Annotated in this window: 20 protein-coding genes and 1 tRNA gene; 6 read left to right on the top strand and 15 right to left on the bottom strand. The window is 63.4% G+C overall.

Annotated elements, in window-relative coordinates; translation table 11 throughout:
* Window position 1: 1 nt before the first annotated feature.
* The 4 genes from G6N78_RS14755 to G6N78_RS14740 all read left to right on the top strand — a co-directional run bounded on the left by G6N78_RS14755 (window position 2) and on the right by G6N78_RS14740 (window position 3,257).
* The gene (locus tag G6N78_RS14755) at window positions 2-790 is read left to right on the top strand and encodes an ATP12 family chaperone protein (protein ID WP_165219713.1); all 789 of its coding nucleotides are present in this window, start codon (window positions 2-4) and stop codon (window positions 788-790) included.
* A 51-nt stretch (window positions 791-841) separates the two neighbouring features.
* Complete coding sequence (locus G6N78_RS14750) at window positions 842-1,330, top strand: hypothetical protein (RefSeq protein ID WP_165219711.1); 489 nt, start codon at window positions 842-844, stop codon at window positions 1,328-1,330.
* A gap of 84 nt (window positions 1,331-1,414) precedes the next feature.
* Window positions 1,415-2,731 (top strand): alpha/beta hydrolase family protein, encoded by a 1,317-nt coding sequence (locus G6N78_RS14745; protein WP_165219709.1) that lies wholly within the window; start codon window positions 1,415-1,417, stop codon window positions 2,729-2,731.
* Window positions 2,732-2,861: 130 nt separating this feature from the next.
* Window positions 2,862-3,257, top strand: coding sequence for a DoxX family protein (locus G6N78_RS14740; RefSeq protein ID WP_165219707.1), 396 nt, complete (start codon window positions 2,862-2,864; stop codon window positions 3,255-3,257).
* Between the two features lie 61 nt (window positions 3,258-3,318).
* Here G6N78_RS14740 and sugE read toward each other — a convergent pair whose 3' ends face one another.
* The 8 genes from sugE to lipB all read right to left on the bottom strand — a co-directional run bounded on the left by sugE (window position 3,319) and on the right by lipB (window position 10,087).
* Complete coding sequence (gene sugE, locus G6N78_RS14735; protein ID WP_165219705.1) at window positions 3,319-3,633, bottom strand: quaternary ammonium compound efflux SMR transporter SugE; 315 nt, start codon at window positions 3,631-3,633, stop codon at window positions 3,319-3,321.
* A gap of 138 nt (window positions 3,634-3,771) precedes the next feature.
* Window positions 3,772-4,605: an S-formylglutathione hydrolase gene (gene fghA, locus G6N78_RS14730; protein WP_165219703.1), complete on the bottom strand. Its 834-nt coding sequence runs from the start codon at window positions 4,603-4,605 to the stop codon at window positions 3,772-3,774.
* 24 nt (window positions 4,606-4,629) lie between these two features.
* Window positions 4,630-5,316, bottom strand: a complete 687-nt coding sequence (locus G6N78_RS14725; RefSeq protein WP_234905811.1) for a DUF1345 domain-containing protein — start codon at window positions 5,314-5,316, stop codon at window positions 4,630-4,632.
* Window positions 5,313-5,780, bottom strand: coding sequence for a YaiI/YqxD family protein (locus G6N78_RS14720; protein ID WP_165221848.1), 468 nt, complete (start codon window positions 5,778-5,780; stop codon window positions 5,313-5,315). Before G6N78_RS14720 ends, G6N78_RS14725 begins: the two co-directional genes overlap by 4 nt.
* Before the next feature lie 4 nt (window positions 5,781-5,784).
* Complete coding sequence (locus tag G6N78_RS14715) at window positions 5,785-7,014, bottom strand: methyltransferase domain-containing protein (protein WP_165219701.1); 1,230 nt, start codon at window positions 7,012-7,014, stop codon at window positions 5,785-5,787.
* A 92-nt stretch (window positions 7,015-7,106) separates the two neighbouring features.
* Window positions 7,107-8,234 (bottom strand): S-(hydroxymethyl)glutathione dehydrogenase/class III alcohol dehydrogenase, encoded by a 1,128-nt coding sequence (locus G6N78_RS14710; protein ID WP_165219699.1) that lies wholly within the window; start codon window positions 8,232-8,234, stop codon window positions 7,107-7,109.
* Between the two features lie 113 nt (window positions 8,235-8,347).
* A complete protein-coding gene (locus G6N78_RS14705; RefSeq protein WP_165219697.1) occupies window positions 8,348-9,277 on the bottom strand; it encodes a DMT family transporter in 930 nt (309 codons plus the stop codon).
* 87 nt (window positions 9,278-9,364) lie between these two features.
* Window positions 9,365-10,087 carry a lipoyl(octanoyl) transferase LipB gene (gene lipB / locus G6N78_RS14700; RefSeq protein WP_165219695.1) on the bottom strand — a complete coding sequence of 241 codons (723 nt, stop codon included), beginning with the start codon at window positions 10,085-10,087 and terminating at the stop codon, window positions 9,365-9,367.
* A gap of 188 nt (window positions 10,088-10,275) precedes the next feature.
* Between lipB and G6N78_RS14695 the strand changes: the two genes are divergently transcribed.
* A tRNA-Leu gene (locus G6N78_RS14695) sits at window positions 10,276-10,360 on the top strand.
* A 135-nt stretch (window positions 10,361-10,495) separates the two neighbouring features.
* Here G6N78_RS14695 and G6N78_RS14690 read toward each other — a convergent pair.
* The 7 genes from G6N78_RS14690 to G6N78_RS14660 all read right to left on the bottom strand — a co-directional run bounded on the left by G6N78_RS14690 (window position 10,496) and on the right by G6N78_RS14660 (window position 18,603).
* The gene (locus G6N78_RS14690) at window positions 10,496-12,463 is read right to left on the bottom strand and encodes a 3-hydroxyacyl-CoA dehydrogenase NAD-binding domain-containing protein (protein WP_165219693.1); all 1,968 of its coding nucleotides are present in this window, start codon (window positions 12,461-12,463) and stop codon (window positions 10,496-10,498) included.
* Window positions 12,464-12,474: 11 nt separating this feature from the next.
* A complete protein-coding gene (locus G6N78_RS14685) occupies window positions 12,475-12,870 on the bottom strand; it encodes a RidA family protein (RefSeq protein ID WP_165219691.1) in 396 nt (131 codons plus the stop codon).
* A gap of 38 nt (window positions 12,871-12,908) precedes the next feature.
* A complete protein-coding gene (locus G6N78_RS14680) occupies window positions 12,909-14,087 on the bottom strand; it encodes an acyl-CoA dehydrogenase family protein (RefSeq protein ID WP_165219689.1) in 1,179 nt (392 codons plus the stop codon).
* Window positions 14,088-14,089: 2 nt separating this feature from the next.
* Entirely contained in the window at window positions 14,090-14,932 is an 843-nt protein-coding gene (locus G6N78_RS14675; RefSeq protein WP_165219687.1) for an enoyl-CoA hydratase family protein, read from the bottom strand.
* A 63-nt stretch (window positions 14,933-14,995) separates the two neighbouring features.
* Entirely contained in the window at window positions 14,996-15,475 is a 480-nt protein-coding gene (locus G6N78_RS14670; RefSeq protein ID WP_234905810.1) for a cupin domain-containing protein, read from the bottom strand.
* Window positions 15,476-15,482: 7 nt separating this feature from the next.
* Complete coding sequence (locus G6N78_RS14665; RefSeq protein WP_165219685.1) at window positions 15,483-16,277, bottom strand: SDR family NAD(P)-dependent oxidoreductase; 795 nt, start codon at window positions 16,275-16,277, stop codon at window positions 15,483-15,485.
* Between the two features lie 10 nt (window positions 16,278-16,287).
* Window positions 16,288-18,603, bottom strand: a complete 2,316-nt coding sequence (locus G6N78_RS14660; protein WP_165219683.1) for a bifunctional salicylyl-CoA 5-hydroxylase/oxidoreductase — start codon at window positions 18,601-18,603, stop codon at window positions 16,288-16,290.
* 425 nt (window positions 18,604-19,028) lie between these two features.
* On the opposite strand from G6N78_RS14660, the gene G6N78_RS14655 reads away from it, so the two are divergent.
* Window positions 19,029-19,457 carry an OsmC family protein gene (locus tag G6N78_RS14655; protein WP_165219681.1) on the top strand — a complete coding sequence of 143 codons (429 nt, stop codon included), beginning with the start codon at window positions 19,029-19,031 and terminating at the stop codon, window positions 19,455-19,457.
* Window position 19,458: the final 1 nt, after the last annotated feature.

The following is a 19,458-nucleotide window of genomic DNA, read 5'->3' as shown; positions in this document are numbered from 1 at the left end:
CATGCGAGAACTTTTCGATCCGCCCGAAGGGCTGAGCCATCCCGATCCGACGCGCCGGGCGCAAATCCAGATGAAGAAGCCGCTGCCCAAGCGCTTTTATGAGCAGGCGAGCATTGCCGCCTCGGACGAGGGGCATGGGATCCATCTCGACGGGCGTCCGGTCAAGACGCCGGCCAAGCGGGCGCTGGTGGTGCCGACGAAGATGCTCGCTGAGATCATCTGCGGCGAGTGGCAGGCGCAGGCCGAGGTGATCGATCCCTCGACCATGCCGGTGACGCGCCTCGTCAATACCGCGATCGACGGCGTCGCCGACGACCAGGCCGCCGTCTTCGAGGATATCGTGAAATTCTCCGGCAGCGACATGGTGTGTTACCGCGCCGATTCCCCCGCAGAACTCGTGAAGCGCCAGGCGGAGCGGTGGGATCCGGTTCTCGACTGGGCGGCAAGCACGCACGGCGCCCGTTTCATCCTGGTCGAAGGCATCATGCCGCAGGATCAGCCGACGGAGGCGATCGAGGCGCTGGGGCGCGCCCTTCGCCGCTATGACACGCCGCTGGAACTGGCGGCTCTGCACACGATCACCACGCTCACCGGTTCTGCGCTTCTGACGATCGCCTATGCGGATGGTTTCCTTGAGGCCGACGAGGCCTGGAGCCTGGCGCATCTCGATGAAGACTGGACCATCGAACACTGGGGCACCGATCTTGAGGCCGAAGCCCGCCGTCAGAAGCGGCTGATCGAATTGCAGGCAGCGGTTGCCGTTTTTTCTGCTCTGCGCCCGGTTGCTTAACCAGTTTCTAACCCTGTTTTCAGATCATCGGAAAAAGTGTTCCGGTGATCCATGTCCTCGCTGTCCGTTCGCGTTGCCGTCGTTTTCATGAGCTGGCTGCTGCTCAGCAGCTTCCGCATGACCGCGGCGGATCAGCCGTCGGAACCACTGCTCTACGACGTGCGCGGTGCATTCGTGACGGCGCGCAGCGATGTCTCTCCCGGTCTCATCGCCCGCACCGACCGTCTGGTCGATACGGCCATCCGCTCGACGATCCGCCAGAAGGCGCTGCCGCGGACGATCCTCACGGTGCGCATCAGCGAGGCGGGATATCTGCCGCTGGTCGTCGGCGCGCGCTTCCGCGCCAAGGTGATGATCGAGGCAACCGCGGTGGGCAATGGCGAGAAGATCGCCGTCGGCAGTTTCACCGTTTCCACCTTCGCACTCGATTCCGCCCATGCCGATGCGCGGCTGGCTGACCGGATTGCCGAGCGGATCGCGCTCGAATTCCGGCTGCAGAAGACCGGTCCTTCAACACTCGCGACCGCGCTCTTTCCCTGATCCTTGCCGCGCACTCCTGAGGCCCCTGTGCGAAACGCCTCACTGATCTATCTTCTTCGGCGCCCCGGAGAGGAGACATTTGCCATGAAACCCGCTGCCCTTCTGCTTGCCATGACCCTGCTTTTCCCCACCTCGGCGCCTGCCGAAGAAAACCGTGTCGATCGCATCCGTCCCGATGCGCCGGAACTCGCAGCCTATGGGCCGTTCGGCATCGGCGTGCGCACGATAAAGATGAGCCATGCCGATCAGGCGGATGTTCTGAATGCGCCGGCCGGGAGCGATGTTCCCCGCTACGACCGGCCACTGACCGTGGAGGTCTGGTATCCGGCCAAGGTGGAACAGCCGGGCGGCACGTACCGTGTCTTCCTGCGCGACGGTAAGACGGAGGTTTCGATTGCCGGTCGGGCCGTGCGCGATGCCGAACCGGCAAAGGGGGCATCCGGTGAGCGTTATCCGCTGATCATCGTGTCGCACGGTTATCCGGGGAACCGCTATCTTCTGACCCCGCTTGCGGAAAACCTGGCGAGCAAGGGCTATATCGTCGCCTCGATCGACCATACCGACAGCACCTATAATGACCGCGCCGCCTTCGGCAGCACACTCGTCAACCGCCCGATCGACCAGCAGTTCGTCCTGTCCGAGATGGCGCGGCTGTCGGATGCCCAAGACGGCTTCCTGTCCGGTCTGGTGAATACCGATCAGGCCGGGTTGATCGGTTATTCCATGGGCGGCTATGGCGCGATGATCAGCGCCGGCGCCGGCGTCACCGAGGCCGCCACGAAGGCCGAATGGAGCGCACCGAACGGTCTTCTTGCGCAGCATCAGGCCGGCACCAAGCCGCATGCCGATCTGTTCGATCCGCGGCTGAAGGCCGTCATCGCGATTGCCCCCTGGGGAATGCAGCGCGGCATGTGGGACGATGCTGGCCTTCGTGAGCTGAAGGTTCCGGTCTTCTTCATGGCAGGCAGTGCAGACGACGTCTCCGATTACGGAAAGGGGATCCGACCGCTGTTCGAGGGTGCCAAACCCATCGAGCGCTATCTCCTGACCTTCGAGAACGCCAAGCACAATGCCGCAGCGCCGATGCCCGCGCCCGTCGAGTCCTGGGCCTTCAACCAGGACCTTGGCTTTGCCCCCTTCGAGCACTATGCCGATCCGGTGTGGGATACCGTTCGGATGAACAATATCACCCAGCATTTCGCCACCGCCTGGTTTGATCTGAAGCTGAAGGGCGATACGGGCAAGACCCGGTATCTCGATCTGGTGGAAGACGCGGCCAGTGGCGTCTATGCCATCGACAAGGACGGCACGGTCAAGCCGGAGCACAGCTATTGGCGAGGCTTCAAGAACCGGACGGCGGAGGGCCTGAGACTTGAACATCGCCTGCCCGATGAGAGGTGAGGCGCCAAAGCTGCGGCAATTGGCCCGCTCTTTTCAAGGAAACGTGATGCGGCGGGAGTGCAGTTGATTGTTCTTTGCTGCACTGCAGCGATAACGCTTTCGCCGTTCACTATCTGAACCGAGAGGGTTTATGTCGATTTCCGAACGTCTTAATGCATTTCAGCCGCAGGCGCTGGCCGCGCTTCGCATCATCGCGGCACTCCTGTTTCTCGCGCATGGCACCATGAAGCTGTTCGCCTTCCCCGGGCCGCAGCCGGGTCTGCCGGACCCGATCCCGACCCTGTTCCTCGTCGGCGCCCTGATCGAGCTTATCGGCGGGGCACTGGTGGCGATTGGTCTCTTCACGCGTCCGGTCGCCTTCCTGCTGTCCGGCCAGATGGCGGTCGCCTATTTCATGTTCCACTTCCCGAAGAGCTTTTATCCGTCGCTGAACGGTGGTGATGCGGCCGTGCTCTACTGCTTCATCTTCCTATTCATCGTCTTCTCCGGCCCCGGTGCCTGGGCTGTGGATAAACGCAAGGCCTGATCGACCGCGTGACTTGAGGAACGCCTCCGCTGCCGTCGCCGCGGAGGCGTTTTCGTGTCGGTCAACTGGCCAGTTTCAGTCCGATGATGCCGGCGAGAATGAGTGCGATGCAGAATAGCCGGGGCAGTGTGGCCGGATCCCCGAACAGGATCATACCGAAAATGACGGCCCCCGTCGTGCCGATCCCCGTCCAGATGGCATAGGCCGTGCCCACCGGCAGGTCGCGGATGGCAAGGCCAAGCAGGCCGATACTGATCATCATGCAGCCGATTGTCAGGACAGAAGGAAGAAGGCGGGAAAAGCCTTCCGTGTATTTCAGGCCGATCGCCCAGCCGGTTTCCAGAAGACCGGCAATGATGAGATAGAACCAGGGCATGGTCCGCTCCGTGTCAGGAGAGCGAGGTCGTCCCCACCCGGAAAGATGTCGCCAGTTCGGCTGGCCGCAGCGGTCGTCCGCGCAAGGCCTATCTGGGGCTTTGCGCGGTCGATTCAAGGTGTCTGCGTGGCCTTTGGCTTACGAAAGCCGTTCGGCATGCCAGCGCAGGTGATCGTCCATGAAGGTGGAGATGAAGTAATAGGAGTGGTCGTAGCGATCCTGCATGCGCAGCGTGAGCTCGATGTCGGTCTCCTTGATCGCCTCCTCGAACAGCCAGGGACGCAGGCCGCTTTCCAGAAAGCCGTCCGCCGTTCCCTGGTCGATGAGGAATTCCGGGAAACGGGCGCCGTCCTTGACGAGCGCACAGGCGTCATAGGCACGCCAGGCGGCCTGATCCGCGCCCAGATATTTCTCGAATGCCGGCGCCGACCAGTCCGCGGTCGAGGGCTCCACGATGGGGGCAAAGGCCGAGCAGCTGCGGAAACGCTCCGGGTTTTTGAGGGCGATCGTCATTGCGCCGTGGCCGCCCATGGAATGGCCGAAGATGCCCTGCCGGTCCATGTCGGCACGAAACTGCTCGCCGATCAGCGCCGGCAGTTCCTCGGTCACATAGGTGTACATCTGGTAGTGTTCGGCCCAGGGAGCCTCGGTGGCATCGAGATAGAAGCCGGCGCCCTTGCCCATTTGCCAGTTGGTCTTTTCGTCCGCCACATCGTCGCCGCGCGGGCTCACATCCGGGCAGACGATGATGAGGCCGAGTTCGGCAGCCAGGCGCCGGTATTCGCCCTTTTCCATCACATTGGCATGGGTGCAGGTGAGGCCGGAGAGATACCAGAGCACCGGTCGTTTTTCGTGGATCGCCTGCGGCGGCACGAAGACGGCGAAGGTCATGTCGCAGTTGCACGCCGTAGATTCGTGCTGGAAGACGCCCTGCATGCCGCCGAAGGCGGTGTTCTGGGAGAGGATTTTCATGATGAGTGTCTCCTTTGAAATGGATCAGCCGGCCAGCGAAACGACCGCATTGACGGCGGCGGCAACGAGCACGGTGTTGAAGAAGAAGGACAGAAGGCTGTGCAGCAGGTTGATGCGCCGCAGCGCCGTGGTGGTGATGGTGACGTCCGAGGTCTGGGCCGTCATGCCGATGATGAAGGAGAAATAGAGGAAATCGGTGCCGGTCGGTTCCGCCGTCTCGGGGAAGACGAGCCCGCCCTGCAGACGCAGCGCCCCGTCGGCATCCGGCACACGCCGCCAGTAATGATGGGCGTAGTGCATGGCAAACATGGTGTGGATCGTCAGCCAGCCGCCGATGACGGAGAGGAAGGCCAGCGAGACCTCGAAGAGGCTTGGATCATGCGCCCGGTTCAGCGCGTTGAAGAGCGCACCGATGGCTGCGATCACCGCCAGCAGTGTGACGATCAAAATGGTATAGGCGGGCGCATCGTCGCGCTCGCGACTGGTCTTCAGCCGGTTGACCGTGAGATGCGGCACGCGCCGCGCAATCATCGCCAGATAGACCAGGAAAAAGACGATCGCTGCGATTTCCACCGCAAGCCGCGGGGTGAACACGAGGAGCACGGGCAGGGTAGCGCCGCCTGCAACACTCGCGGCATAAAAGGCGCTGTGGCGGCGATGGCGCCAGCTGTTGCGCATCTCCGGTGCGCCCGGTTTTTCAGTATCGCTCATGGGCTATCGTGCGTCTCTGCTTCGATCGCCTTGGCGCGGCGGCAGAGACGGTCGAGCGTCGAGAGGAAGCTGGAGCGGTCGCGCGGCGAAAAGGCGGCGTTGTAACCCTTGCTTTCGCCGGTCTCGCGCAAATGCGCGCCGAGATCGCGCATCGCGCTTGCCATGCCGATATTGGTTTCGTCGAAGACACGGCCTGTCGGACCCGTCACCTGCGCACCGGCGGCCACGCACCGCGAGGCAAGCGGCACGTCGGCGGTCACGACGATATCGCCGGCCTTTGCGCGCTCCGCGATCCAGTCGTCGGCGGCATCGAAGGCACCGGAGACGATGATGTTCTTCACCATCGGATCGCGGGAAGGACGCAAACCGGAATTGGCGACGAACGTCACCTCGATATGATGGCGTTCCGCGACCTTGAGGATCTCGGGCTTCACGGGGCAGGCATCGGCATCCACGTAGATCATCATGTCACCAGTCGAGGTTCGGGATATCGCCGTTGAAGCAGGCCGGCTCCAGCACGAAATCGACACGGGCGGGAAGATAACGGCGCAGGCTGGCGAGCGGCGGCAGCGGCTTTCCCTCCTCCCAGGGGGCGATCGAATCCTTCTCGATGATGACGGAAATCTCCTCTCCCTGCGTCAGCACCTTGACGCTGGAGCAGTTGAAACCGGCGAGAATCAGGTGATAGAGCACCAGCCCCGGGCTCCAGATCGACAATTCTCCATGCAGCATCGGATACCGCAGGGCCGGCACGGTCAGCACCAGGATGGCATATTCGGGAAGCAGGTCGTGCAGCCGTCTCAGAAACCGTTGTGGATCGCGCTGGCGATGCAGCATGTGGGCCGCGATGATGCAGTCGAAGGTCGTTGGCAGGATCGTGTCGAGCAGTTCGCCGCGGCGCACCGTGATCTCCTCCGGCAGCCGTTCGATCTCCCTGTCGGGTGCCACAAGTGTCGTCACCATCCGCCCCACCCGGAACAGGGCAAGGCTGCGCTCCTCGGTGCCCGGCCCGAAATCCAGAACCGTATCGAACTCATAGGCGGACAGGAGTTTCGCCAGTGCCATCGCCGCCGGCAAGCCGTAGGTCACGGGCAAAAGGTCGCTCGCCGGCGGTGGCGCCTCTCCCTGCGCCCGCTTCAACAGGTCGAGGCGCGAACGCAGCATCTTGTTTTCCGCCTGCAAGGGCTGCAGCACCTGCTGCATCATCGTTTGCAGCCGTTGGATCTGCTCCTGCTGGGCCGCAATCACCGGATCGACAGACGGCTGGCCAGCCGCCTCGCCAAAGCCCGGGGGCGACGCGCGTTCCGGCTGACGAAAATTGAGGATCGGCTGGGCCGGACTGCCGATCGCAGGGTCAGGCAGCACGCCGGACGGATCGGTCGGCAGGCCCGTGACACCGGCCGTGGCGGGATGGCCAAGACCGGAAAAGACGAAGGAGAAGTCCGCATCGATGGCCGAACCATCGGCGGCGCGCACCTCCACCATGGCATGCAGTCCGTCGAAGGAGCGCAAGGTGGCACCGGAGGAGGTGCCGCCCTTGTCGCCCATCAGCTGAACATCGCCGCGCATCACGGTCACAAGCGGCGGCTGGAAGACGATCAGGTACTGGCCTGCGGACTTGCGCGACACATGGAAACCATGGCCGCGCGCGACCTGGCCATCTGCCTTCACCAATCCCGATAATACCCGTTCCGACATGCCTGCTCCTCAGTCACGCCCTCAGACCGGGCGTGAAGATAGGGGCAGCCTGTGTCCGCTGCCCGTCTTGACAGAAGGCAATACGACGCCCGTCAGTAGATCACAACCGAGCGGATGCTTTCTCCCCCGTGCATCAGCTCGAAGCCCTTGTTGATGTCTTCGAGCGGCATCGTGTGGGTGATCATCGGATCGATCTCGATCTTGCCTTCCATATACCAATCAACGATCTTCGGCACATCGGTGCGGCCACGTGCGCCGCCAAACGCCGTGCCCATCCAGCTGCGCCCGGTGACGAGCTGGAACGGACGCGTGGAGATTTCCTGGCCGGCACCGGCAACACCGATGACGACCGACTTGCCCCAGCCGCGGTGCGAGGCTTCCAGCGCCTGGCGCATCACCTTGGTGTTGCCCGTGCAGTCGAACGTGTAGTCGGCACCACCGATCTGGTCGGCGCCACGCTTCGTCATGTTGACGAGATAGGGCACGATGTCGTCGCCGACCTCCTTCGGGTTGACGAAATGCGTCATGCCGAAGCGCTCGCCCCATTCCTTCTTGTCGTTGTTGAGATCGACACCGATGATCATGTCGGCGCCGGCAAGCCTGAGGCCCTGGATAACGTTGAGGCCGATGCCGCCGAGACCGAAGACGATGGCGGTCGAGCCCATCTCCACCTTGGCGGTATTGATGACGGCGCCGATGCCGGTCGTGACACCGCAGCCGATGTAGCAGATCTTGTCGAAGGGGGCGTCCGGATTGACCTTGGCCACCGCGATCTCCGGCAATACCGTGTAGTTCGCGAAGGTCGAGCAGCCCATGTAGTGATGGATCTTGTCCTTGCCGATCGAAAAGCGGCTGGTGCCGTCCGGCATCAGGCCCTGGCCCTGGGTGGAGCGGATGGCGGTGCACAGATTGGTCTTGCGCGACAGACAGGACGGGCATTCGCGGCATTCCGGCGTGTAGAGCGGAATGACATGGTCGCCCTTCTTGACCGAGGTGACGCCCGGACCGACATCAACGACGATGCCCGCGCCCTCGTGGCCGAGGATCGCTGGGAAAAGGCCTTCCGGATCGGCGCCGGACAGCGTGAAGTCATCCGTGTGGCAGATGCCGGTGGCCTTCACCTCGATCAGCACTTCGCCGGCCCGCGGACCTTCCAGCTGCACGGTCATCACTTCCAGCGGTTTGCCAGCCTGAACGGCGACAGCGGCGCGAACGTCCATATGTCATCTCCCTGATACGTCTGATTCCGAGCATGGTTGTGGCATGGGGAGCCGCCTGTCTCAAGTGACAAAGGCGAAATGAGCCGTTCGGCCTGCACCGGGCATCGGGCCCCTCAGGCGACCGTTTCCTGCAGCCTATTGCGCTTTTGCTCCCGCCAGATGATGAACAGGCCGGAGGCAACGATGATCCCGATGCCCAGCCACTTGGAGGGTGTCGGGAAGTCGGAAAACAGCAGATAGCCGAGCACGGTTGCCGAAATGATCTCGAAATACTGGAATGGCGCGAGCAGCGAGACGGAGGCCATGCGGAAGGCACGCACGACGAGCAGGTGCACATAGCCCGACAGCGAACCCAGGATGAGAAGAAGCGCGATGCCGAGACCGGAGGCAGGCAGCGACATGTCGAAATCGGCGACCGCCATGCCGTTGCCGATCAGAAGCACGATGCCCATCAACGCGGTTCCGCCGACACCCGACATCATCTGCATCGTCAGCGGCGAATCCGCGTCTCCCAGTGCCCTGTTGAGAAACAGATAGAGCGTGAAGAGCGCGGCGCAGGCGACCGGCAAAAGCGAGGTCCAGCCGAAAATCTCGAAACTCGGCTGGATGACGATCATCGCTCCGCCAAAGCCGACCAGAATGGCAAGCCAGCGCCGCCAGCCGACCTTTTCGCCGAGGAAGAGGGCGGACAGGATCGTCAGCATGAAGGGCTCGACGAAATAGATGGCAAAGACATCTGCGAGCGGCATGTATTTGACGGCGGTGAAGAACATCAGGCTGGCGCCGGCATGCAGGGCACCGCGCAGCATGTTCATCCAGGGCCGCTTCACCTGACCAAACCCGCCAACCGTCCAGAAGAACAGCGGCGAAAGCACGACGAGCTGCACGAAGAACCGGTAGAAGGTGACCTGACCCGGCGACATGGTCTCGAAGGTCGCCATGTATTTGGCGATCGCGTCCATCATCGGCAGCACGATCATGCAGAACGCCATCAGCGCCATGCCTTTGACGGAGGATTCGGGGGCAGGCGGGGGCGAAGGCATGAATCACGTTCCTGTGGTCATCCCTTGAACCACAGGCGGCGCCGGCCTGACAAGGAGGGCCGGTCGATCAGTACGCTGTCGATGCCGTCAGCGCCGTTCCAGAACCGTTGGCCCGAACACCTCCTCGAAGGCCTCGCGCAGGCGCATGTCGACGTCCTGCATCATCACGAGCATGCCGAGATCCTCCAGACTCGTCACGCCGTAGGCAGAAATGCCGCAGGGCACGATGCCGGAGAAATGCGACAGGTCGGGATCGACGTTCAGCGACAGGCCGTGAAAGCTCACCCAGCGGCGGAGCCGAATGCCGAGCGCCGCGATCTTGTCCTCGGCCACCGTTCCGTTCGGCAGCACCGGCTTTTCCGGCCGGCGGACCCAGACGCCGACGCGGTCCTCGCGCCGCTCGCCGCGCACATTCATCGAGCCAAGACAGCGGATGATCACCTCTTCCAGCGCCGCCACATAGGCGCGCACATCCTGGCGCCGGCGCTTGAGGTCGAGCATCACATAGGCCACCCGCTGGCCGGGGCCGTGATAGGTGTATTCGCCGCCGCGGCCGGTGGAGAAGACCGGAAAACGGTCCGGCTGGATCAGATCCGCCGAATCGGCGCTGGTGCCGGCGGTATAGAGGGGAGGGTGTTCCAGCAGCCAGACAAGTTCGTCGGCGCGGCCCTCCGCGATTGCCGCCACTTCCGCATCCATGACCGCGAGTGCCTCCTCATAGGGCACCAGGGAATCGGAAATCCGCCAGCGCACCGGGGGAGAATCCTCGCGTGCGAACATGGTGTGGTCGAGATCGGTGCGGGTCAGCATGGCGTCTTCTCTTGGTCGAACTTTTTTGAATGCGATATCCACAGGCGCAATACCTGCAAATCCGGGCTTTCTCTATATAGGAATTCACCGCGGAATTTTATCTTTCAAAAAACTGTCACGGCGCACTTGCGCCGGGCAAATCGCTTTGCTAGATGCTCCCTCGCCGACGCAAGAAGGCCTACCACGATGCGGTCGTGGCGGAATTGGTAGACGCGCAGCGTTGAGGTCGCTGTGGGGCAACCCGTGGAAGTTCGAGTCTTCTCGACCGCACCAAAAGAACCCGGCGAAAGCCGGGTTTTTTGTTGCCTGGCAATGGGTTGAGAACGCGAACCCCACGATGCGTGGGCACGGCATGGCGCTCACCGGCAGCCAGTTTCTCACAATCTGTGGCGGTCAGGGCGGAGGCCTTCAGGCCCCCGCGCTCCAGAACATCGGTCCGCCCTTGTGCGCCGGGAAACCGTAGCCGTTGATCATCACGAGGTCGATGTCGCTTGCGCGTGCGGCTATGCCTTCGGCGAGCAGCGCGCGTCCTTCTGCCGCCATGGCAGAGAGCAGCCGCTGCAAGATCTCGCCGGAAGAAAAGCTTTGCGGCGTGATGCCCTTTTCCGCACGGCCGGCTTCGATGAGCGCCGTCACCTGCGGGTCAATCTGGCGCGTGCCGTCCGGATAGGCGTACCAGCCGCGGCCGGCCTTCTGACCGAAGCGGCCCATCTCGCACAGACGATCGGCGATCGGCACATAGCGTTCGGCAGGGTCGCGCATTGCTGCCTGGCGCTTGCGCCGTGCCCAGGCAATTTCCAGTCCCGCCATGTCATAGACGGCAAACAGACCCATCGGGAAACCGAACGTTTCCAGAGCGGCGTCGATCTCGTGGGGCAGGGCGCCGTCTTCGATCAGGAACTCTGCCTCGCGCCGATAGGCGGAAAAGATCCGGTTGCCGATAAAACCTTCGGTGACGCCGGTGACGACCGCCAGTTTTTTGAGCCGCTTGGCAAGGGCAAGGCCCGTTGCCAGCACGTCCGGCGCCGTCCTGGCGCAGCGCACCACTTCCAGGAGGCGCATGATGTGGGCCGGCGAAAAGAAGTGCAGGCCGAGCACGCGTTCGGGGATCGCGGTTGCCGCGGCGATCGCGTCCGGGTCGAGATAGCTCGTATTCGTCGCCAGGATCGCTTCCGGCCGCAGCACCGCGTCCAGGCGGCGGAAGAGGTCGATCTTCACCGCAAGATCATCAAACACCGCCTCGATGACGAGATCTGCAGGTGCGAGATCCGCATCCGTTGCCGTGACCGACAGGCGCGACACCTGCGCATCCGCCGCAGCGCGCGACAACCGGCCGCTGGCGACGGATTTTTCGATCACTCCGACAATCCGCTCGCGGCCCTTGGCGGCCGCCTCCGGTGTCTGGTCGAGGCCGATGACGGTGAGGCCCGCACCAAGGGCTGCCACCGCAATGCCGCTGCCCATCAGGCCCAGCCCTGCAATACCGATGGTCTCGATCGGGCGCGGCGCAATTCCCGCCAGCGCGGCCATCTTGCCGGCCTCGCGTTCGGCGAAAAACACACGCCTGAGCGCCTTGCTTTCCGGCCCATCCCGAAGCGACAGGAAGGCCTGACGCTCCGCCGCAAGTCCGTCCGGGAAGGGTATCTCACAGGCGAGACGGACGAGCCGCACGGCTTCCGCCGGGGCTTTCTGGCCGCGCGCCTTGGCGAGGATCTTGGCTGCGGCTTCATCAAAGGCGGATGTGTTCAGCGCCGGGGGCGCGAGGTCTCCGGTGCGCCGCAGGTCCTGGCCCGCCAATGTGCGCGCAAGCGCCACCGCCTGTCCGAGAAGATCTTCATCAACGATCTCATCGATGACACCGCAATATTTGGCTTCTCCGGCCTTCACCATCCGGCCGGACGCAATCATCTCCATCGCCTCAACTGCCCCGATCAGGCGCGGCAGGCGCTGGGTTCCGCCGGCTCCCGGCACGAGGCCGAGCTTGACTTCCGGCAGGGCAACGACGGCGGAGGGCAGAGCGAGACGCGCATGGCAGGCAAGCGCCACCTCCAGGCCGCCGCCAAGCGCCGCGCCGCCAAGCGCCGCAACGACCGGCTTGTCATGCGCCTCAATCGCCTCGACGACGACGGGGAGGATAGGTTCGACCGGCGGCAGGCCGAATTCGCGGATATCCGCGCCGCCGATGAAGGTGGTGCCGGTGCTGGTGAGCACGAGGCCCGCGAGATGTGGTCGGTCGCTGCTGTGCGCCAGCGCCGCCATCAGTCCCGCCCGCACGCTGGCCGAGGTGGCGTTGACCGGCGGATTGTCAATCGTCACGACGAGGATGCCGTCCCGCTCCTCACCCTTGACCGTGTCGGAAAACGAGAGTCTCGTCATGGCGGGCTCCTTCATTCGGGGATGACGGCGATGGCCTGGATTTCGATCTTCGCCCGGTCTTCCATGAGCGCGACGACCTGGACGGCGGCCATCGCCGGGTAATGCCGGCCGATCACCTCGCGGTAGGCGGCGCCGATCCCCTTGAGATTGGCGAGATACTCGGCCTTATCAACGAAATACCAGGTCATGGTGGTGATGTGTTCGGGCCGGGCCCCGGCCTCCGCCAGGACATCGACAATATTCTGCAGCGTCTGGCGCACCTGCGCGACAAGGTCGTCGGTTTCGAACTGGCATTGCCCGTTCCAGCCGATCTGGCCGCCGACATAGATCTGCCGGCCGGTGGCTGCGATGCCGTTGGCATAACCGATCGGTTTGGCCCAGCCGTCTGGCTGCAGGATGGTGTGCATCTCTTTTTATCTCCCGTTTCGCGTCGGTTCTTGTGTCTTCAGGTCTGTTTCATCAGTTCGCGGGCAATGATGAGCTTCTGCACCTCGGTGGCACCTTCGTAGATGCGCAGGGCCCGGATTTCCCGGTAGAGGCTCTCGACGATCTCGCCGCGCTTGACGCCGCGGCCGCCGAACATCTGCACCGCCCGGTCGATCACCTTCTGGGCGTTTTCCGTGGCGACCATCTTGGCCATGGCCGCTTCCTTGGTCGTCGGCAGCCCCTGCACGTCGCGGCGCCAGGCCGCCCGGTAGGTCAGGAGGGCGGGGGCATCGATCTCGGCCGCCATGTCGCCGAGGGCTGCTTGTGTCAGTTGCAGGTCAGCAAGCTTTCCGCCCAGCATCGGTCGCGCCTTCGCATGCGCCAGCGCCTCATCGAGCGCCCGGCGCGCAAAGCCAAGCGAGGCCGCCGCCACGGAGGCTCGAAAGATATCAAGCGTACGCATGGCGATCTTGAACCCTTCGCCCGGCTGGCCGAGCAGACGATCCGCCGGAATGCGGCAGTTGTCGAAACGGATGGTCGCGAGCGGATGCGGGGCGATGACGTCGATGCGCTCGGCAATGGAAAAGCCCGGATCGTTGGCAAACACGACGAAAGCCGAAATGCCGCGCGTGCCCGGCGCTTCGCCGGTGCGGGCAAAGACGGTGTAGACATCGGCAATGCCGCCATTCGAGATCCAGGTTTTCTCCCCGTCGAGCACGAACTGGTCGCCGTCCCGCCGGGCTGCGCACTGCATCGCCGCCACGTCCGAGCCTGCCTCTTTTTCCGACAATGCAAAGGCGGAGATCCAGTCCCCCGCCTGCACTTTCGGCAGGATCGATGCCTTGAGCGCCTGCGACCCCACAAGACCGATCGCCCCCGTGCCGAGCCCCTGCATGGCGAAGGCGAAATCGGCCAGACCGTCGTGCCAGGCAAGCGTCTCGCGAGTGAGGCACACGGCACGGCTGTCGATCGGTTCCAGACCGCCGCGGCCGGTCGCGGCATCCAGCAGGCCGGCGCTGCCGAGCGCCTTGACCAGCGACCGGCAGGCCTGATCGGTGTCGTCATGATCAACGCCGGCGAGCGCACCGGTGGCGGCAAAACGATCGAGTTGTTCGGCGAGGGCCCGGTGCTTCACCTCGAAAAACGGCCAGTCCAGATGGTCGCGGGCAGGGCCCGCAAGAGCGGTGATGCCAGCCATGGTCAGTTCCCCTCGAAGGCCGGCTTGCGCTTCTCTGCAAAGGCTTCGAAGGCGCGGCGGAAATCCTTCGTCGCCATGCAGATCGCCTGGGCCTGGGCTTCCGATTCGATCAGTTCCTCGATGCCCATCGCCCATTCCTGGTTCAGCATGGTCTTGGTCATCGTATGGGCGAACCAGGGACCTTCGGCGAGCGATTGCGCCAGCTTCAGCGCCTCCGCCTCCAGCGAAGTCCCGTCGTGCAGGGCGTTGAAGAAGCCCCAGGCGTGACCTTCTGCGGCACTCATCGCGCGGCCGGTGAAGAGAAGTTCCGCGGCGCGACCTTGGCCGATGATCCGGGGAAGAATTCCGCAGGCGCCCATGTCGGCGCCGGCCAGGCCGACGCGGGTAAAGAGAAAGGCGGTCTTTGCCTCCGGCGTCGCCAGCCGAAGGTCGGACGCCATGGCGAGGATCGCACCGGCGCCGGCGCAGATACCGTCAATGGCGGCGATGATCGGCTGCGGGCATTTGCGCATGGCCTTCACCAGATCGCCGGTCATGCGCGTGAAGGCGAGAAGGTCGGGCATCGCCATCTTCGTCAGCGGCTCGATGATCTCGAACACGTCGCCGCCCGAGGAAAAATTGCCGCCGGCACCGGTCAGCACCACGGCCCGGACATCGGACGCATAGGCGAGATCGCGGAAGAGATCGCGCAGTTCCGCGTAGCTTTCGAAGGTCAACGGGTTCTTGCGCTCCGGACGGTTGAGCCGGATCGTCGCGACGCGGCCATCCTCGCTCACCTCCCAGAGGAAATGTTTCGCCTGATAGTCGCGAAAAGGCCGCGTCATGCCCGTCGTTGCGTTGTCCATATCGGTGTCCTCCTCCAAGCAGGCTGCAGCCGCCCCTGAAGGACGGCTGGCCGTGTTTTTCCGTCAGTCGTTGGCCGAAGGCGGCAGGAAGTCCACGTCGTGGGCGGCGGAGACTTTGACGATTTCCTCGACGTCGGTCATTTCATGCAGCTGGATGAACAGATCTTCCAGCTTGCCGGCGGGCGACACCCAGAAGAGCGCACGGCAGGGCTTGTCCGACTTGTTGAAGTAGCCGTGCGGGATACCGCGCGGCATGCGCACCAGATCTCCAGCCCGTGCCTTGGTCCATTGCCCGTCGAGCTTCAGGTCGAGTTCGCCTTCCTGCACCAGGATGAATTCGTCCTGGGTCGGATGGATGTGGACCGGCACGAACTGGCCCGGTTCGCTATTGGTCTCGAAGGCGAATGTCGCCTCGCAGGTCGCTTTCGGAAAGTAGACCTGCCCAAGGATGTTCCAACGAGTGCCTTGATATCCGCTGCCGTTGGCGGTGATGCCCTTTTCCAGTTCCATTGTCGTGTCCCAGCTCTGGTTCCCTTCGCTCATGACGGGGTCATCCCGCCATGATTTCTCCACCGGCAACGGCAATTGCCTGTCCGGTGATCGACGACGCATGGGGAGAAACGAGCCAGAGGACCGCGTCGGCGACCTCTTCCGGCCTGACAAGCCGCCCCTGCGGATTGGACTTGGTGAACTCGGCCATCGCCTGTTCGGGGCTACGGCCTGTCTTGGCAACGATCGCTTCGATCGAGCGGGTAATGATGGGCGTGTCGGTAAAGCCCGGACACACGGCGTTGACCGTGATGCCCTTGCGGGCGAGTTCCAGAGCGAGCGCGCGTGTGAGGCCGATCACGCCGTGCTTGGCGGCACAATAGGCGGAGACATAGGCATAGCCGACCAGCCCCGCTGTCGAGGCGATGTTGACGATACGCGCGCCGTCGCCATGCGCCTTGAGATCAGGCAGAACTGCCTGCGTCACGTTGAACACGCCGTTGAGGTCGACGTCCATCACCTGCGACCACATCTCGGAGGTGGTTTTCTCGAAGGATGCGCTTGGTGCCTCGCCGGCATTGTTGATCAGGATGCTCACGGGTCCGAACGCCGTGTGCGCCAGATCCAGCCCACGCCGGATGGCCTCAGGCTGCGTGACATCGAAACCGTCAATGAGGTGAACCTGCACGCCAGGATCAAGCGCCGCAGCGACGGCCTCAAGCGGCGCGCGGCGGCGTCCGGCAAGCGTGATCCTCGCACCCTCAGCGGCAAGCGCGCGCACGATCGCCGCCCCGATGCCGCTGCCGGCGCCTGTCACCAGCGCATGCCGTCCCTCAAGCTTGCCGCCTGCCGTCATGGGTTGGTCCTCACTTCACCGGCTGCTGGGCGCGGGCAAGGTTGGTCTCGTACTGGCTCTTGCCGGAATAATACTGTTTTGGCCAGGCGATGTCGGTAAGCCCGATCTTCGCCGCCTCGTGCAGCGTCCAGGCGGGATCGGCAAGATGCGGGCGGGCAACGGCGCAAAGATCGGCACGGCCCGCCGCAATGATCGAGTTGGCGTGGTCGGCCTCCGAGATCGCCCCGACGGCAATCGTCGGGATACCCACTTCGTTGCGGATCTTGTCGGAGAAGGGCGTCTGGAACAGACGGCCATAGACCGGCATTTCTTCCTTCCACACCTGGCCCGACGAGCAGTCGATCAGGTCGGCGCCTGCCTCCTTGAACATCTTTGCAAAGATCGCCGCATCGTCCGGCGTATTGCCACCGTCGAACCAGTCGTGGCAGGAGAGACGCACCGAAATCGGCTTGTCCTTCGGCCAGATGGCCCGCACGGCCTGGAAGACTTCCAGCGGATACCGCGCGCGGTTCTCGTGGCTACCGCCATAGTCGTCCTCGCGCCGGTTGGTGAGCGGTGAGAGGAACGACGATAGCAGGTAACCGTGCGCGGCGTGGAATTCCAGCCAGTCTGCGCCGGTCTCGATCGCGCGCCGGGTCGCCGCCTCGAAATCCGCCTTCACGCGGTCCATGTCGGCGCGGTCCATCGCCTTTGGCACCGGGCTGTGCTGGAGATAGGGCAGGGCGGAGGCGGAGATCAGCGGCCAGGCACCGTCTTCCAGCGGCTGGTCGATGCCGTTCCAGGCGAGTTTCGTCGAGCCCTTGCGGCCCGCGTGACCCAGCTGGATGCCGACCTTGGCGGCGCTGTTGGCATGGACGAAATCGACAAAGCGCTTCCAGCCGGCGATCTGGCTGTCGTCCCACAGACCGAGGCAGCCGGGGGTGATGCGCGCATCCGGCGACACGCAGGTCATTTCGGCGAAGACGAGCCCGGCGCCGCCCATCGCGCGCGATCCGAGATGCACGAGATGGAAATCATCGAGCTTCCCGTCGGTGGCAGAGTACATCGCCATCGGCGAGACGACGATGCGGTTCGCCAGGGTCACACTGCGGGCGGTAAACGGCGTGAACATGGGCGGCGGCACCTTGCCGCTGCGTCCGGTGGCGGCGCCGGCCTGGGTGGCGAACCAGGCCTCGAAACCTTCCAGCCAGGTCTTGTCGCGTAGGCGGAGATTTTCGTGGCTGATGCGCTGCGAGCGGGTCAGCATCGAATACATGAACTGTTCGGGCGGCAGCGTGTCGGCATAGCGCGTGCCGACCACCTCGAACCATTCCATAGCATTGCGGGCGGCATTCTGGATGCGGGCAACATCGACCCGGCGAATCTCCTCGTAGGTCGCGAGAACCTCGCCGATCGCCTGCTTGCCGTGGCCGGCCTTGTTGAACTGGTTGGCAAGCTCGATTGCATCATCGATCGCGAGCTTGGTGCCGGAGCCGATGGCGAAATGCGCGGTGTGGGCCGCATCGCCCATCAGAACCACATGGCTGTTGCCGTTGAAATGGCTCCACTTTCCGCAGATCAGCCGCTGGAAGTTCAGCCAGGACGAGCCGCGCAGATGCCGCGCATTGGTCATCAGAGGCGCACCTTCCAGCACCTCTGAGAACAGGTCCTGGCAGAAGTCGATGGAAGCCTGCTGGTCGAGTTCGCCGAGCTTGTGCGCCTGGTAGGCTTCTTCCGTCGTCTCGACGATGAAGGTCGAGGTGTTCTCGTCGAACTTGTAGATGTGCGCCTGGAACCAGCCGTGCTCCGTCTTGCGGAAGTCGAAGGTGAAGGCGTCATAGAGCTTGTTGGTGCCGAGCCAGATGTAGCGGTTCGGGCGCACCACCATGTCCGGGTCGAACACATCGGCGTATTTCTGGCGAATCCTCGAGTTCACGCCATCGGAGGCGATGATGAGATCGGCATCGGGAAAGTCCTGGTCGCCTTCTGCTTCCGTCTCGAACACCAGTTCGACGCCCAGCGCCTCGCACCGGCGCTGGAGGATATTGAGCAGCTTCTTGCGGCCGATGCCGACAAAACCATGGCCGCTGGTGCGCTGGCGCGTGCCCTTGAACAGCACCTCGATATCGTCCCAGTGATTGAAGGCCTGCTGGATTTCCGCGGCACTCTCGGCATCCCAGGCCTGCATGGAGACCATGGTTGCATCGGAAAACACGACGCCCCAGCCGAAGGTGTCATAGGGGCGGTTGCGTTCGACGACGCGGATGTGATGCTCCGGATGGAGCTTCTTCATGAGAAGCGCGAAATAGAGACCGGCGGGGCCTCCTCCAATGCAGACGATGCGCATGTCGTGCGTCCTTCCCTGGATCTGCCGAAGACTGTTCCGAATTATTATTTTAAGTTTAAAATAGATACAGGAGCGGGCGACCGTCAAGCGCCAATTTGCCTCAGGGGATAAGACGACAAGGCATGCCGGATCTCCGCATCATCTGGAGCATGCGCATTGGGACGAGCCGAAGAGCAACCGTGTTCCAGGATATGGACAAGCCAAGCATGTGGGCGCGGGCCGTCGCCTTTGTGAGGTGGTGGCGCAGGTCGTTAGACCGGCATGGCTGAGCCTCGGCGGTCCCGATCGGCTCCGGTCAGCGTCGGATTGGGACGATGCGCGGCATTTTCCGAATGCGGCGGCTATTTCTTTAAGGAAACTGCTCTTAAATCCAGTCATAACAGGTCAGATCCTGTCATCAGGACGATGATCCCAAGGAGTTGCCCATGGTCGAGATCAAGATGAAAACGCGCACCACCGGCGCCACCGCAACCATGGCCGCGCGCGGACAGGGGAGCCTCAGAACGGAAACGGGCGGAACGCTGGACGTGGTGACATCGGTGTCCGATCCCGGCTTCAACCCGCTCGATCTCCTCTATTCGTCGCTTGCCGCCTGCCTTGTGCTCAGCGTCAAGGGTGCGGTGTCGCGGCTGCAATTGATGGAGCGTTTCGAAGGCGTCTCGGCGCACGTCACGGGCGAAAAAGCCCATGACGGCCCGTCACGGGTCGAAAAAATGACCTGCATCATCCGCATCGGCGGCGATTACAATGAGGATGAACGGCAGGATATCGTTCGGCTGGCCAAGGAGCTGTGCACCGTCAGCAACACCCTGACCTACCTGCCGTCCGTCGAACTTGTGGCGGAAAAGCTCTAAA

Origin of the sequence: Allorhizobium pseudoryzae (assembly GCF_011046245.1) — a bacterium.
Taxonomy (GTDB): Bacteria; Pseudomonadota; Alphaproteobacteria; order Rhizobiales; family Rhizobiaceae; genus Neorhizobium; species Neorhizobium pseudoryzae.
This window is presented reverse-complemented; position numbering and strand designations above follow the sequence as displayed.

Bases quoted from the DNA above. Each gene is read 5' to 3' on its own strand.
- G6N78_RS14665 (WP_165219685.1), bottom strand. From the start codon at position 16,277: ATGACGGCAGGCGGCAAGCTTGAGGGACGGCATGCGCTGGTGACAGGC.
- G6N78_RS14660 (WP_165219683.1), bottom strand. From the start codon at position 18,603: ATGCGCATCGTCTGCATTGGAGGAGGCCCCGCCGGTCTCTATTTCGCG.
- G6N78_RS14720 (WP_165221848.1), bottom strand. From the start codon at position 5,780: ATGATCTACGTGGATGCCGATGCCTGCCCCGTGAAGCCCGAGATCCTC.
- sugE (WP_165219705.1), bottom strand. From the start codon at position 3,633: ATGCCCTGGTTCTATCTCATCATTGCCGGTCTTCTGGAAACCGGCTGG.
- G6N78_RS14745 (WP_165219709.1), top strand. From the start codon at position 1,415: ATGAAACCCGCTGCCCTTCTGCTTGCCATGACCCTGCTTTTCCCCACC.
- G6N78_RS14655 (WP_165219681.1), top strand. From the start codon at position 19,029: ATGGTCGAGATCAAGATGAAAACGCGCACCACCGGCGCCACCGCAACC.
- G6N78_RS14750 (WP_165219711.1), top strand. From the start codon at position 842: ATGTCCTCGCTGTCCGTTCGCGTTGCCGTCGTTTTCATGAGCTGGCTG.
- G6N78_RS14670 (WP_234905810.1), bottom strand. From the start codon at position 15,475: ATGAGCGAAGGGAACCAGAGCTGGGACACGACAATGGAACTGGAAAAG.
- G6N78_RS14715 (WP_165219701.1), bottom strand. From the start codon at position 7,014: ATGTCGGAACGGGTATTATCGGGATTGGTGAAGGCAGATGGCCAGGTC.
- G6N78_RS14740 (WP_165219707.1), top strand. From the start codon at position 2,862: ATGTCGATTTCCGAACGTCTTAATGCATTTCAGCCGCAGGCGCTGGCC.
- lipB (WP_165219695.1), bottom strand. From the start codon at position 10,087: ATGCTGACCCGCACCGATCTCGACCACACCATGTTCGCACGCGAGGAT.
- G6N78_RS14675 (WP_165219687.1), bottom strand. From the start codon at position 14,932: ATGGACAACGCAACGACGGGCATGACGCGGCCTTTTCGCGACTATCAG.
- G6N78_RS14685 (WP_165219691.1), bottom strand. From the start codon at position 12,870: ATGCACACCATCCTGCAGCCAGACGGCTGGGCCAAACCGATCGGTTAT.
- G6N78_RS14725 (WP_234905811.1), bottom strand. From the start codon at position 5,316: ATGAGCGATACTGAAAAACCGGGCGCACCGGAGATGCGCAACAGCTGG.
- G6N78_RS14690 (WP_165219693.1), bottom strand. From the start codon at position 12,463: ATGACGAGACTCTCGTTTTCCGACACGGTCAAGGGTGAGGAGCGGGAC.
- G6N78_RS14680 (WP_165219689.1), bottom strand. From the start codon at position 14,087: ATGGCTGGCATCACCGCTCTTGCGGGCCCTGCCCGCGACCATCTGGAC.
- fghA (WP_165219703.1), bottom strand. From the start codon at position 4,605: ATGAAAATCCTCTCCCAGAACACCGCCTTCGGCGGCATGCAGGGCGTC.
- G6N78_RS14710 (WP_165219699.1), bottom strand. From the start codon at position 8,234: ATGGACGTTCGCGCCGCTGTCGCCGTTCAGGCTGGCAAACCGCTGGAA.
- G6N78_RS14705 (WP_165219697.1), bottom strand. From the start codon at position 9,277: ATGCCTTCGCCCCCGCCTGCCCCCGAATCCTCCGTCAAAGGCATGGCG.
- G6N78_RS14755 (WP_165219713.1), top strand. From the start codon at position 2: ATGCGAGAACTTTTCGATCCGCCCGAAGGGCTGAGCCATCCCGATCCG.